The 14,537-nt window shown below is 41.5% G+C and carries 15 protein-coding genes and 1 pseudogene; 14 read left to right on the forward strand and 2 right to left on the reverse strand.

Annotated elements, in window-relative coordinates:
• Positions 1-666, reverse strand: a pseudogene (locus QZ379_RS00610) (mobilization protein); the annotation flags it as partial.
• Between the two features lie 636 nt (positions 667-1,302).
• Between QZ379_RS00610 and QZ379_RS00615 the strand changes: the two are divergent.
• From QZ379_RS00615 to QZ379_RS00640, 6 genes are all read left to right on the forward strand, one after another.
• Positions 1,303-1,911 (forward strand): radical SAM protein, encoded by a 609-nt coding sequence (locus QZ379_RS00615; protein ID WP_291556974.1) that lies wholly within the window; start codon positions 1,303-1,305, stop codon positions 1,909-1,911.
• A 2-nt stretch (positions 1,912-1,913) separates the two neighbouring features.
• Entirely contained in the window at positions 1,914-2,666 is a 753-nt protein-coding gene (locus QZ379_RS00620; protein WP_291556978.1) for an energy transducer TonB, read from the forward strand.
• 73 nt (positions 2,667-2,739) lie between these two features.
• On the forward strand, positions 2,740-3,444 hold the full coding sequence (locus tag QZ379_RS00625; RefSeq protein WP_291556980.1) for a hypothetical protein: 705 nt from the start codon (positions 2,740-2,742) through the stop codon (positions 3,442-3,444).
• Entirely contained in the window at positions 3,428-4,198 is a 771-nt protein-coding gene (locus QZ379_RS00630) for a hypothetical protein (RefSeq protein WP_291556983.1), read from the forward strand. The genes QZ379_RS00625 and QZ379_RS00630 overlap by 17 nt, the downstream gene beginning before the upstream one ends.
• Positions 4,199-4,621: 423 nt before the next feature.
• A complete protein-coding gene (locus tag QZ379_RS00635) occupies positions 4,622-4,990 on the forward strand; it encodes a hypothetical protein (RefSeq protein ID WP_291556986.1) in 369 nt (122 codons plus the stop codon).
• Between the two features lie 42 nt (positions 4,991-5,032).
• A complete protein-coding gene (locus QZ379_RS00640; protein ID WP_291556989.1) occupies positions 5,033-5,326 on the forward strand; it encodes a hypothetical protein in 294 nt (97 codons plus the stop codon).
• A 133-nt stretch (positions 5,327-5,459) separates the two neighbouring features.
• Here the strand turns inward: QZ379_RS00640 and QZ379_RS00645 are convergent, their stop codons facing one another.
• Positions 5,460-6,233, reverse strand: a complete 774-nt coding sequence (locus QZ379_RS00645) for a hypothetical protein (RefSeq protein ID WP_291556991.1) — start codon at positions 6,231-6,233, stop codon at positions 5,460-5,462.
• A gap of 149 nt (positions 6,234-6,382) precedes the next feature.
• On the opposite strand from QZ379_RS00645, the gene QZ379_RS00650 reads away from it, so the two are divergent.
• The 8 genes from QZ379_RS00650 to cysD all read left to right on the forward strand — a co-directional run bounded on the left by QZ379_RS00650 (position 6,383) and on the right by cysD (position 14,518).
• Positions 6,383-7,123 carry a hypothetical protein gene (locus QZ379_RS00650; protein WP_291556994.1) on the forward strand — a complete coding sequence of 247 codons (741 nt, stop codon included), beginning with the start codon at positions 6,383-6,385 and terminating at the stop codon, positions 7,121-7,123.
• A gap of 42 nt (positions 7,124-7,165) precedes the next feature.
• On the forward strand, positions 7,166-7,726 hold the full coding sequence (gene frr / locus QZ379_RS00655; RefSeq protein ID WP_291556999.1) for a ribosome recycling factor: 561 nt from the start codon (positions 7,166-7,168) through the stop codon (positions 7,724-7,726).
• 129 nt (positions 7,727-7,855) lie between these two features.
• Entirely contained in the window at positions 7,856-8,791 is a 936-nt protein-coding gene (gene rsgA, locus QZ379_RS00660; RefSeq protein WP_291557004.1) for a ribosome small subunit-dependent GTPase A, read from the forward strand.
• 28 nt (positions 8,792-8,819) lie between these two features.
• A complete protein-coding gene (locus tag QZ379_RS00665) occupies positions 8,820-10,478 on the forward strand; it encodes an amino acid permease (protein WP_291557007.1) in 1,659 nt (552 codons plus the stop codon).
• Between the two features lie 110 nt (positions 10,479-10,588).
• Entirely contained in the window at positions 10,589-11,395 is an 807-nt protein-coding gene (gene cysQ / locus QZ379_RS00670) for a 3'(2'),5'-bisphosphate nucleotidase CysQ (protein ID WP_291557010.1), read from the forward strand.
• A gap of 17 nt (positions 11,396-11,412) precedes the next feature.
• Positions 11,413-12,954 carry an SLC13 family permease gene (locus QZ379_RS00675; RefSeq protein WP_291557012.1) on the forward strand — a complete coding sequence of 514 codons (1,542 nt, stop codon included), beginning with the start codon at positions 11,413-11,415 and terminating at the stop codon, positions 12,952-12,954.
• 28 nt (positions 12,955-12,982) lie between these two features.
• Positions 12,983-13,594 carry an adenylyl-sulfate kinase gene (cysC, locus tag QZ379_RS00680; protein ID WP_291557015.1) on the forward strand — a complete coding sequence of 204 codons (612 nt, stop codon included), beginning with the start codon at positions 12,983-12,985 and terminating at the stop codon, positions 13,592-13,594.
• A 12-nt stretch (positions 13,595-13,606) separates the two neighbouring features.
• Positions 13,607-14,518, forward strand: a complete 912-nt coding sequence (gene cysD, locus QZ379_RS00685) for a sulfate adenylyltransferase subunit CysD (RefSeq protein ID WP_291557016.1) — start codon at positions 13,607-13,609, stop codon at positions 14,516-14,518.
• Positions 14,519-14,537 lie beyond the last annotated feature (19 nt).

Below are 14,537 nucleotides of genomic sequence, written 5' to 3' on the forward strand. Positions count from 1 at the left end.
TTCCTGCTTCTGCTTGGCAAGAATGAAGTCAGCGCGTTCAAGATGCTCCTTTCCCGTCTGCTCCTTTGAGCTGCCCCTTTCCATATCAAGACACTCAGCCAAAAGCGTCTGCATGTCGCTCATGGCTTTCTCGTCCAGCTTGCAGGATTTCCCGGTGTCGTGGTTCATCCAGTCCCATACTATATGGGCGTGAAGGTTGGGCTTCCATGTGGCGGTATCTCCGGGAGTGCCGTAATGCCCCTCGTCACGGTGGATGAAGATTTGCAGTGCCGTGATTCCCCAACGCTCCTTACACACCTCGCAGAAATGCTGCAACTGCTCCATCGTGGTATCATCCTTGATTACCACGACACCCTCCTTGAGCGGAGTGCTGCCGCGCACGACGGTCACCTTCCCGGTCTTCTTGTTCACACGCTCCCGGTCTTTGGTCTGCATCGCCCGACCTGTCTTCTCCTTTACCATCGCGGCTATCTGATTGTAGCGTTCCGACAGCGATGTGCCGCCGAAATCAGGTGCTACCCATGTCTCGTTTGCCGCCATGAGGTCGGTGCGGACATAGAACTTTTCCTTGCCGATATGTGCGAGGTATTCCGCTGTCCGCCTGTTGTGCGCCTCGCTGCTTCCGATGTTGCAGGGCTTGATGTTGATGGATGTCTTCTGTGCCATAGGCATGATGATGTTTACAGATTTGCAATAGGGAAAGGGTTATTAGGGCGGAGCCTTAATCGTAGGGTGCAGGGAGAGGGTCACTTCCTGCTCGGGGTTCTCAGGGGTCGAGACCTCTGAGCGGAGATTCCAAAGAGAGGGTCACTCTTTGGTCAGGGGTGTTGGGGGCTGACAGCCTCCGACCGGGTTCTTAGGGCAGAGCCATAAGTGGGACGGGGCAAAGCCCAGCCCCTCGGGAGAGCCCACAACTACGGAAGCGAAGCGTGTAGTTATAGTGGGCTACCAACCAATGCACAATGTTATATTCTTGATTTATAGTTGTATAAATAGATTTGTGTGTTTGCAAGCAACAAATAGGTAACAGAAATAATTTTTATCTGCGTATGCATGACGTATAGAAGAATAGTGTGCTTTTCACTTACAAAAGTAGGGATAAAAAATGGAATTTGGAATAATTCCATGATGTATTTATAAACGGGTGCTTGCGTTCACAATGGACTTGTTTTATTGTCTTCCCCATAATCTAAATCATCAAATCGTTAGTTCTTAAATTATTTCCGCACCAAAATCGCAATTCTTTCAAGTAAAATGCGTAATTTTGTGTAAATTAAGGTAATTAGTTACGTGAAGCAGTCGGTGAAAATAATAGGAATTGCACGACATCGCCTCTCAACTGACGGCGATGGTGTTACTACGCTCGTCGCTTTCCACGGCTGTCCGCTCCGCTGCCAATATTGCCTAAATCCGCAATCGCTTGCCGATAGTGGAAAATTCAAAGAATATACACCGCAATCGCTATATGATGAAGTGCGCATCGACGAGCTTTATTTCATCGCCACAAACGGAGGTGTGACTTTCGGCGGCGGAGAACCATGTTTGCGTCCGCAGTTTATCCGGGAGTTCCGCGAACTGTGCGCTCCTGTATGGCGGCTCAATTTGGAAACTTCGCTCAACGTACCATCAGTCAACATTGAGGTATTGCTCCCGGTGGTCAACACCCTGATTATCGACATCAAGGATATGAACCCTGCGATATACAACAGCTACACCGGACAATCAAACGACCTTGTTCTTGACAATCTCCGGCTGATAGCTGATTCGGGGAGACAAAAAGACTGCATAATCCGCTTACCGTTAATACCTGATTTCAACACAGAAACCGACCGCACGGCAAGCCGTTCCAGACTTGAAACCCTCGGTTTCGACAACTTCGATTTATTTACCTACCAAATACGCAGACATTGACTATGGTACGAGGAAAACAGACTTGCAAAATCTTGAAAGAGATTCGCCGGCAGATAGCCGAAGCAAACGACATCGAGTATATCACTTCTGAATGTCGCTACAAAGGCGACTGCCTCGGCACATGCCCCAAATGCGAAGCCGAAGTGCATTATTTGGAGAAACAGCTTCGTGCCCGCTCCCTCGCAGGTAAAGCCGTTACTCTCGCCGGTATTTCAGCAGGTCTGATTCTTTTGTCGGGATGCAACGGCACATCATCAAATAAGTCAAGTAATACGTTACAAGGTGAACCTTCGGCACCTATAGAGCAAATAGATACTGTTGACAGTCTTGCAAAGGAAGGTGAACTGCCACCCGTAGAAGATGTTGTTTCTGTAAAAAAAGGCGAAATTGATTCTAATGAGGTAGTTATTGTCGGCGAAATGCCCGACAGTACAAACAAAGTATCTTTCGTTGATACGCCTGCAACTTTTCCGGGAGGTGAACAAAAGCTAATGGAATGGATTTCCCGGCATCTTGCTTATCCACCAACGGCAATAGATGAGCAAATTCAAGGTCGTGTGGTAATTCAATTTCAGGTAAAAGTTGACGGCACTATCGGAAATGTCAAAATTATAAAAGGAGTACATCCCGACCTTGACACAGAGGCATTACGAGTTGTCAAGTCACTACCAAAATTCAATTCTGCAATGCTTGATGGAAAGGCTGTTGAATCTTTGTTTACACTCCCAATAACATTCAAATTACCTGCAGATTGACTATGGCACGAGGAAAGCAGACCTGTAAGATACTGAAAGAGATACGCCGACATATAATCAAAGAATAAGAATTATGAAGAAGTGGCAGAAAATAACAGGCATTATAGTTTTTAGTCTTATTGCAATATATGAACTTTTGGCATGGGCAAATACTTATGTCTATATGAAATATATTGTGGAACCGACAGATAACGACTTACTGATTGAGCAAGGTTATATGTATATCGACGGATTATCTTTCGGTATGTGGATGAATTTAGTGTTAGCTATATTTTTGTTTATATGTTTATGGCGGAAAAAAGAAAAAGATAAGACTTACATTTCGCCAATTAAAACTATTTCAGTCGAAAAAATAACAATTCCTTTCACTTTTGAGAGAACTTATTGCCGTCTTGGAGTCATCACCGATGATAGTGGCATTGAACGTATGGAAGCCTATTTTGTAAGAAACGACAAGACGGCAATAAGTTATAAAAATGGTTCGTTCAGTCAAGTTCTTATTGATGACACAAAACACGATAAATATGATAATTGTGAAATAAATGCAGGTACTATTATTAGTATTCGTGTGACAACAGGACTGTCAAATTGCATTGCAAAGTTGGCAGACGAAAGATTGATTGCTTTTGAAGTCCTCCCCCAAGGTTATGGGGAACTATACGAAAATTTCACAATAATCCCTCCCAGTGATGACAAATATTCGGACTATTTGGAAGATTATGAACATGGAAAGGAAGTTGATTTTGAAAAGCAGATAAACGATGAAGCTGACAAATAAGAGACTTTGGAAAGGAGAGAAAACAGAGTATTATCCGGCTTTCAAATATGCGCTGACAGATAGTCTATTGTTCTCTGTGTTATGGGTAGTAATAATCAGTTTGTTGTTATCCACAATATGTTTAATCATTCATTTTACTAATGGCAGTAATATGTCTTGGGAGGTAATTGCTTTTGTCTTGTTGTTCTTGTCTACTGTATTCTTAATCTCGAATGGAATGTTCTTATACGAGAATTGGTACAAACAAGAACGTACTATCGGAAAAACAAAGAAATTGTTACCTGAAGGTAATTGCGTACAGAGGGTTGAATATGATGCAGAGAATAAGAAATACACGATACAAGTGTGTTATATGGGTAGGACATTTAGAATAACGGTAGTATATCCATTTCTTGGTATATCAGAGAGAGGTTATAGAGCTACAGAGATACGTCTTGATTCTAAAAACGACATCTTAGAGAGGTGGAAGTCTGTTATCTTGAATTACATGACTTTTTCCAAATACCATTGCACTGTATGCGGACTGCCTCTGGGTTTCGCTCCTTGGGGAAAGGATAAAAATTCTCCAACTTACGATATTTGTCCTTGTTGCGGTGTAGAATGGGGTAATGAGGATTATACTCTGGAGTCTCGAACAGAATATCGCAGTAAATGGCTTGTCTCTGGAGCCAAATGGACTGACCCGAAGAAAAAACCTGCGAATTGGAATCTTGAAGAACAATTAAAGAACATAAGCGATGAAACTGACCGATAACGATTATTAATATTGCTGATTGTAATTTTTTTAACGAAACGCGAGACATGATTTATAAAAACGAAGAAACAGACAAGATAAATTTGTTTGAAAGCCAAATTATCAACATAGCTTTTTGTACCCAGGGGGATTCTATCACATTTCTGATTGATTGGACTGAAAATGAGACTCCAATAACGGTCAAGTGTGATTATTGCTCTAACTATACATTCAATATAAATTCTATAAATAATTTTCTGTGTACAGGCTTTCTTATTACAGGATTCTCATACAAGAAAAACGAGAATCATTATACCGTTCAATTCAATTTTGGTTTATCTATGGAAGGATATATTAAATTTGATTGTACAGAATTCAGTTTTGATGTACCAGGCATTCCGCTACAAGCAGGAGGTAATGACAATCTAATATAAACACTTTCTGATGAAAAACGAAATCTATCATCCATTAAACATAGTAGGTTGTGAGTGCTCAATCAATTCGATTGATTATGATGCCTCTGACCTTGCAATCGTACTTGATCGTTTTGACAATAATCAGACGATTACAATAAGATTTAAGAATATCTATGCGTATCGTGTTACTCTTGAACATTTCAAAATTACCGAGATTATGGACGGAGTGACTTCTCATCCATTATACGAGGTTAGTAATTCTATATATTTGAGTGAAGTGATGGCAACAGGCATGAGAATGTTATATGGTTCTTCTCTTAATGTGAAACACTATGCCATAAAGACTACAGAGCATATCGTTGATATATTAACTTCTGAAGCCTATATCATAGAATGAAACAGACCGATAAACGATACAAAACCTAAATCGATAAAGGATATGAAGGTTTTTTGGGCAAGTATAGAATACAAGTATAAGGTGAATCCCGTAAAAGGTGGATTTGTATATGTTTTTGTTAAGGCTAATTCAGAAACAGACGCATATGAGAGAATTACCAAAGAATTTCAGGATTTGAAGTTGTCAATATCCGTTCTCGAGTTCTTAATCCAATACGATAAAAGTACAAAATGGCACAATTCAACTGAAACGAAACACTATTTGGACTTATATAATTCTGAAAATATGAATTGCGGCTGTGTTTTTGACACATTCTATGCTTATGAGCATGAATAGTGTTTCATATGCGGAAACGTTCTGCAACGTGACACCCAAACATATAGCATCATTGTTTGCATAATGTCGGCATTCCACGCATGTCGCCTTTTTTCATTCAGCTTTAGCATTTTTGGACAGTATCGTGAGGTTTTCAGTGGGAAATGAGGCAATCATACAGCGGATCCTTATCATTCCTTACCGTGTCAATCATTGACCGCTCAAACTTATCGAGTGGAAATGCTCTTTCGTCATATTCAAAAGCAACGTTCTTGGCATATGTAATACTTGGATTATGTTCCCCAATCTTCAATCCCACGACATACAATTTATCATCCAATATACGAATGCCGATGTTCCACTCGACTATATAGCCTTGACCGCCACTGAATTCAAGCTCAAAATCGCAAAGTCGGTTAAAAGTACCATCATTCTCATCTTCAGAAGGAATCAAGAACCTTTCGCACGGTGCGGCATCATATATTTCATTTGAGATTACATTATCGTAGATAAATGTATCGTTCCCTTTCCTAATCAATAATACTCTGTCGCTATACAGATTCCATCCCCCGTCTAAATAATCGGGCGACAATATTGCAAGATGATAGGTGGCGGTATTCTTTTCATCGCCGGATTCAAGACAACAGGTATCAACGATATTGTAGATGTCCGATATTATACAGCCGTGAAAGTCATTATAGCCTGATGCTTCCAACGCAGAGCAGTTCAGCGTGTCGCCTGAAAGAAATACGTGATGTTCAAAATCTTTTGTCAGTTCTACATTTTCCTGCGAATCAACCAATTCATCTTTTAAGGCAAATTCATCTGACGGCATTGGGCACAACAATACGAATATGGAAATCAATGCGAACAACACGAATATTGCAGCCGCTCCAAATACCCGGAATCTTCTCCTATTTAGTTTCATTGTATATTTAGCTGTTTGTTTCTCAACACAAAGGTAACTAAATTCAGGTACATTTCTTTTCTTGCAGAATAATTTTCCACTCTTCCGTTTAGGTCAACACACATTATACATGACAACGTAATGTTTTTAGCGAGAATTATATTAACTTTGTGAATAAGAACTGGATTGATAGCGAGATGATCAACAAAGAATATCATAAAATGGTAGCCGATGCGAGACGTAGCATAAGCCGTAAATATGGCTTTCGTCAAAGTTCTTATATCAACTTCACGGTAGAGAGCGGTTATTTCTTCTGTCTGTATTTTATGACCGGTGATGTCAGGCTCACCGTCAAGCCTATGTATGCCGATGATTTGTGGTGGAATATATGGGATGCATCGGATAACAAGAAAGAACCTTTGAGCTTGCGTGGAATAGGTGCTTACTCTCTATCAGGGCAAGTCCTATCTTCATACGAGATTACGAAAGTCGCTGCCAAGAGTGAACTCATTGATATAATTGAGGGCATATTCCAAAATGCAAAGGATGCAATATCAAAATTCCTAACTGCTAATCCTGATGCAAACACCTTCTTTCCTGATGAGTCAAAAATGGACCATGACCCCGACAGGCTTCTTCATCTTATGGCTCTTATTCATAATGGCAAAGAGGAAGATGCTTTGGCAATTATCAAAGAAGCCCGCAAGAATAAACATAGATGTATTTTTCAGAGCGGATTGTTCAGCGATAGCTACACATATATCCGCCGTTGGTGCAGAAACATCCTGTTTCGCATAACACCAAAAGTAGCGAAACAGGATATTTTGTTTAGCCGTAAAGACTATATAAATATCAATTTATCCATAAACTATTGCAAAAGAGCAAAAAAACTCATACTTTTGTTCACTTAATTTATTATCATATAATAGTATAACCTAAAAAACAACAAAATAATGGCAGATTCAAAAACTATAATCAGCGAAGCTGAAGAGAAAATGGACATGGCAATCATGTACTTAGACGAAGCATTGGCACATATCCGTGCCGGAAAGGCAGACGTACGTTTGTTAGACGGCATCAGAGTTGACTCATACGGAAGCATGGTTCCAATCAACAATGTGGCTGCAGTAACTACTCCTGATGCAAGAAGTATAGCTATCAAGCCTTGGGATAAGAGCATGTTCCGCGTAATTGAGAAGGCCATCATAGACTCAGAACTTGGAATTATGCCTGAAAATAATGGCGAAATCATCCGCATCGGAATTCCTCCATTGACTGAGGAGCGCCGTAAACAGCTGTCAAAACAGTGTAAGGGTGAAGTGGAAACAGCTAAGGTAAGTGTACGCAACGCACGTCGTGACGCCATCGACGCTCTGAAGAAAGCTGTTAAAGACGGTATGCCTGAAGACGAACAGAAAAACAGCGAAGCCAAACTGCAGAAGGTACACGACAAGTTTATCAAGCAGATTGACGATATGTTTGCTGCCAAGGATAAGGAAATCATGACTGTATAATACGCCGATAAAAGTATTATACATACATTATATAAAAGAAGAATCTGCCCGATTTCTGCAAAACAAGGTTTTAAGACAGGCAGTTTCTTCTTTTATCATTTATTCATCAACATAAAAAAACAGAATCTCTTGGACAAAGGTTTAGTAATAAAAAATACAGGTAGCTGGTATCTCGTGAAGACAGACGACGGGAGCGAAGTGGAATGTAAAATCAAAGGCAATTTCCGACTTAAAGGTATCAGAAGCACCAATCCGGTAGCTGTAGGCGACCGTGTGAAAATCATACGCAACCAGGAAGGTACTGCCTTCATCACAGAAATAGAGGACAGAAAAAATTATATTATAAGACGCTCCTCAAACCTTTCAAAGCAATCGCACATCATTGCATCAAACCTTGACCAGTGCATGCTTATTATTACAGTGAACTACCCTGAAACATCGACTACCTTCATCGACCGCTTCCTTGCATCGGCCGAAGCGTACCGCGTACCGGTGTGCCTGGTATTTAACAAGACTGACCGATACTCGGAGGATGAAAACAGATATCTGGAGGGGCTTATAAACTTATATACCACCATAGGTTACCAATGCTATAAGGTTTCTGCTCTGAACAATACAGGCATAGATGATATCAAAGAAGCTTTGGCGGGAAAAATAACTCTGTTCTCCGGAAATTCCGGTGTAGGAAAATCTACACTGATAAATGCAATATTGCCTGAACAGAACCTGAAAACAGGAGATATCTCAAACGTACACAACAAAGGTATGCATACTACCACTTTCTCCGAAATGTTCCCCGTGAACGGAGGAGGTTACATAATTGACACTCCGGGTATAAAGGGATTCGGAACATTCGATATGGAAGAAGAAGAGGTAGGACATTATTTCAAGGAAATATTCAAATTCTCGGCTGACTGTAAATACAGTAACTGCACGCACCGCCATGAACCGGGATGTGCCGTGAGAGAGGCTGTGGAAAAACATTATATCAGCGAATCAAGATACACTTCTTACCTGAGTATTCTTGACGACAAAGAGGACGGCAAATACCGCTCGGCCTATTAAATATTAATACATTTACAACTAAAACAGAATGGGACTATTCATCAGAAAAAGCATTGAAAGCCTGCAGGCAGAAGCTCGGGCTTCAGGAAGCAAGACTCTGAAAAGGGTACTTGGCCCGGTAGGTCTTGTGGCGCTTGGAGTTGGAGTTATCATCGGCGCAGGACTGTTTTCCATAACCGGTACAGTGGCATCAGAGTTTACAGGACCTGCCATTACGCTGTCGTTCATCATAGCTGCAATAGGCTGCTGTTTTGCCGGACTGTGCTATGCTGAGTTCGCATCCATGATTCCTGTGTCGGGAAGTGCATATACATATTCGTATGCCACAATGGGAGAACTGATAGCCTGGATTATAGGCTGGGATCTGGTTCTGGAATATACCGTAGCTGCAACTACCGTCAGCATAAGCTGGAGCAGGTACATGGTGTTTTTTCTGGAGAATATAGGAATATATCTTCCTCATAACCTGACGGCATGCCCGTGGGACGGAGGGATAGTCAATATACCTGCTATACTTATAGTTATAATGATGAGTGTCATACTGATGCGTGGTACGGCAGGAAGTTCCATCTTCAACGGATTTATCGTTTTTCTGAAAATAGCGGTAATCTTAGTATTTGTTGCCTTAGGATGGAAATTCATTCAGGCAGACAATTATATTCCATATATTCCGGAGAATACGGGCAAGTTGGGTGAATTCGGTATTTCCGGAATATTCCGCGGTGCCGCAATCGTATTCTTTGCTTTCTTGGGGTTTGATGCCGTCAGTACTGCTGCTCAGGAGACAAAGAATCCTAAGAGGGATATGCCGATAGGTATTTTAGTTTCCCTACTGGTATGTACGGTTCTATATATACTGTTCGCCCGTGTCATGACAGGAGTGGCACACTATACTGAATTTGAAGGCCACGTAGGTATTGCTCCGGTGGCTGTAGCTATAGAGAATATGGGTACTGCAGATGCTTCAGGAATAATAACTCCGGCTTATCCATGGCTGAACAAAGCTATTATATTGGCTATTCTATTCGGATATTGCTCGGTGATAATGGTAACTCTGATGGGACAGAGCCGTGTGTTCCTGAGTATGAGCCACGACGGGCTATTGCCGAAATTTTTCTCAAAAATAAACGAAAAGACAAGAACACCGGTACACAGCAATTTGTTATTCATGGTAGTGGTAAGCCTTTTGGCCGGATTTGTACCTGCACAGGTGGCAGGCGAAATGACAAGTATAGGTACTCTGCTTGCATTTACATTGGTTTGTGCCGGAATACTTGTAGTGCGGAAAACGATGCCTGATGTCCCACGTGCATTCAAGACTCCTTTCGTGCCGGTTGTTCCAATATTAGGAATACTGACTTGCCTGTGCATGATGTGTTTCTTACCTGCAGATACATGGATAAGACTCGTACTGTGGATGCTTATAGGGCTGGATGTATATGCATCATACGGTATCAGACACAGCAAGCTGGAAAACGGAGTAAAGATAAGAAAGGGTGATATGGTACTGAATATCATGGGTATATCGCTATCTGTCATGAGCATAATAACCGGATTGTGGCATCAGCAGACAGTAGGCTGGGAAGCCGATAAAACGCTGCTGACAATATCATTTGTCTTTGCCGTAACTCATTGTGCTTACTACATGTACAGAATGTGGAAACACTCAAAACCGGTTCAATTATGATGTTTTATATCTTAAAATAAGTTATAAAACTTAACGTTGTCCAGGAAATCAGAGTTTTCAACTATTTATCATTAGAAAAAAAGTACTTATTTTACAGCGATTTATAGATTATGGATAAGAATATATTAATGTTCGCAATCCGTGCTGCAATAGAAGCAGGTGCGAAAATTATGGGTGTATATACGAACCCTAATGCTGATTTTGAAATAGAAAAGAAGGCGGACAACTCGCCTCTGACAATAGCTGACAGGAAAGCTCATGAAGTTATCAGTGGAATACTGTCGGCTACAAATATTCCTGTGCTGAGCGAAGAAGGAAAGAAACTTCCGTTTGAAAGCAGAAAGGAATGGAATGAACTTTGGATAGTAGACCCATTGGACGGAACAAAGGAATTCATCAAGAAGAACGGAGAATTTACCGTAAATATTGCTTACGTCAAAAATGGTACACCGGAAGCCGGGGTGATTTATATTCCGGTAAAGGAAGAACTGTATTTTGGCGACTGCGAGTGTGGTGCATTCAAGGTGGAAAACATAAGTTCCGTATCTGAAGATGAGACATTCTCTTCATTGGCAGACAAGGCTGTGAAATTACCTTTAAAAGAAGATAGGGAGAAGTTTGTTGTAGTGGCATCCCGCTCACACCTTTCTCCGGAAACTGAGGAATTTATAGAAAAGATGAAAGGACTTCACAATGATATAGAAACGGTGTCAAAGGGAAGTTCCCTTAAACTGTGTCTGATAGCGGAAGGTAAGGCTGACATATATCCGCGCTTTGCACCTACAATGGAGTGGGATACTGCTGCAGGACATGCCATAATACGTGCTGCCGGCAAGGAAGTGTATCACACAGACGAGCAGACACCGCTGTCATATAATAAAGAAGATTTATTAAATCCTTGGTTCATAGCCAAATAAGATAAGAGAGCAAGAAAATGTCACACGAAATAATCATAGTTCTTGTTTCACTTGTGGGAATGCTTGCTGCTCTTATAGCCGACAAGATGAGACCGGGAATGATTCTGTTTTCCGTACTTGTAATCTTCCTGTGTACCGGAATACTCACACCGAAAGAGATGCTTGAGGGTTTCAGCAACAAGGGTATGATAACAGTAGCTATGCTGTTCCTTGTGAGCGAGGGGGTGCGACAAAGCGGTGCACTCACAAAGCTGATAAAGAGGCTTCTGCCTTTGGAGAATATAAATGTATTCAAGGCTCAGCTGAGAATGCTGCCAAGCATAGCCTTTATATCCGCATTCCTCAACAACACTCCTGTGGTGGTAATCTTTGCACCTATAATAAAAAGGTGGGCGAACTATGTCAAACTGCCTGCCACTTATTTCCTTATACCACTATCGTATGTCACTATATTGGGAGGTATGTGTACACTGATAGGAACATCTACCAACTTAGTGATGCACAGTATGATACAGGATGCAGGAATGAAAGGTTTCAGCATGTTTGAATTAGGAAAGGTAGGAATTTTCATTGCTTTGGCAGGTATAATCTATCTGTTCATTTTTTCGAAGAAACTGCTCCCGGCACAGCGTCCGGACCAGATTATATCCGGAGAAGAAGACCCGTCGCTACACCCGATAGAGGCAGTGATAGGTGCTCGCTTTCCGGGTATCAACCGCCGTATCTCTGATTTCGATTTCAAACGACACTATGGTGCTGAAATCAAGGAACTGAGAAGAAACGGTAATACATATACCAATCTGTCGAAGATGCACTTCCGCGAGAATGACACTTTGGTGATTATGGCAGACGACAGCTTCATCAAGACATGGGGTGAATCGTCAGTCTTTATCATGCTTGCAAACGGCAAGGACGTGGAACCGGTAGGAAAGAAGAAACGATGGCTGGCTCTTACATTATTACTGATTATGATAATCGGAGCTACTGTAGGTGAACTTCCTGCAGTACAGAAGATGTTGCCTGAAGGTATCAAGCTGGATATGTTTTTCTTCGTGTCTGTGACAACTGTTATAATGGCATGGACAAAGATATTCCCTCCACGCAAATATACCAAATACATATCATGGGATGTGCTGATTACGATTGCCTGTGCTTTCGGCATAAGCAAGGCTATGGTGAACTCGGGAGTTTCCGACCTTATAGCAAGCGGAATAATAGCTCTCAGCCATAGCTATGGACCGTATGTACTGTTGGCAGCAATGTTTATAATAACAAATATTTTCACGGAGCTGATAACAAACAATGCCGCAGCAGCACTCTCCTTCCCGCTTGCACTGTCGCTGTCGCAACAGCTTGGAGTAAGTCCTATGCCGTTCTTCGTAATAGTATGTGTGGCTGCTTCAGCAAGTTTCTCCACCCCTATCGGATATCAGACGAACCTGATTGTACAGGGTATCGGTAATTACAAGTTTACTGACTTTGTGCGCATAGGTCTGCCGCTGAATATCATTACATTCATCATCTCGGTATTGCTGATACCGCAGATATGGCCATTCTAAGAAAGAAATTAATAAAACCAATATATAAATGGAAAATAACAATAACATATATCCTATATTCGACAGAATGCTGACAAGGGCAGACAAGGAAGAACTGCTCAATCAGCATAGTGTGATGATATGGTTCACCGGACTGAGCGGCTCTGGCAAAAGTACTATAGCAATAGCCCTGGAAAGAGAACTGCAGAAAAGAGGACTGCTGTGCAGAATATTAGACGGAGACAATATCCGAAGCGGTATAAACAACAACCTTGGATTCTCGGAAGAGGACAGAGTGGAAAATATCCGTCGTATAGCAGAAATAGGAAAACTGTTTGTAGATACCGGCATTATAACCATTGCAGCTTTCATAAGTCCGAACAATGACATACGCGAAATGGCTGCAAACATAATAGGAAAGGAAAACTTCCTCGAAATTTTTGTAAGTACTCCTATAGAAGAATGCGAAAGAAGAGATGTGAAAGGTCTGTACGCAAAGGCAAGACGCGGAGAGATAAAGAACTTCACAGGTATATCCGCTCCTTTCGAGGCTCCGGCAAATCCGGCCCTGTCTATAGATACTTCAAAACTGAGTGTAGAGGAATCAGTAAACAAACTTTTAGAACTGATACTGCCTAAAATTTCATTCAAAAAAGACTAAAAAACTAAATATATGAGCGAAGAATATAAACTTAGCCACTTGAAAGAACTGGAAGCTGAGTCTATCCACATCATACGCGAAGTGGCTGCTGAATTTGAGAACCCTGTCATGCTGTACAGTATAGGTAAGGACTCTTCTGTAATGGTACGTTTGGCTGAAAAAGCTTTTGCACCGGGCAAGGTTCCATTCCCACTTATGCATATAGACTCCAAATGGAAATTCAAAGAAATGATTCAGTTCCGCGATGAATATGCCAAGAAATATGGCTGGAACCTTATCGTTGAAAGCAATATGGAGGCATTCAAAGCCGGTGTAGGACCTTTTACTCACGGAAGTAAGGTTCACACAGACCTGATGAAGACACAAGCCCTGCTTAATGCACTCGATAAATACAAATTCGATGCTGCATTCGGAGGTGCGCGCCGTGACGAGGAAAAATCGCGTGCGAAAGAACGTATATTCTCTTTCAGAAATGAGTTCCATCAGTGGAACCCAAAGAACCAACGTCCTGAGCTTTGGGACATCTACAACGCGCGTATCAGAAAAGGTGAAAGTATCCGCGTATTCCCTCTGAGCAACTGGACTGAGCTTGATATATGGCAGTATATACGTCTTGAAAATATTCCTATCGTTCCTCTTTATTTTGCAAAGGAAAGACCGGTAATCAACCTTGACGGACAGCTTATCATGCCTGACGATGACCGTCTGCCTGAACAGTACAAAGACAAGATAGAGATGAAAAAGATACGTTTCCGTACTCTTGGATGCTGGCCGCTTACAGGAGCTATTGAAAGCGAAGCTGACACAATAGAGAAGATTGTGGAGGAAATGATGACAACTACAAAGAGCGAACGTACTACCCGTGTGATTGACTTCGACCAGGAAGCCAGCATGGAGCAGAAAAAGCGCGAAGGATATTTTTAGATAATTAAAAATTAAAGAA

It is taken from the genome of Bacteroides sp. (assembly GCF_019417265.1).
Classification (GTDB): Bacteria; Bacteroidota; Bacteroidia; order Bacteroidales; family Bacteroidaceae; genus Phocaeicola.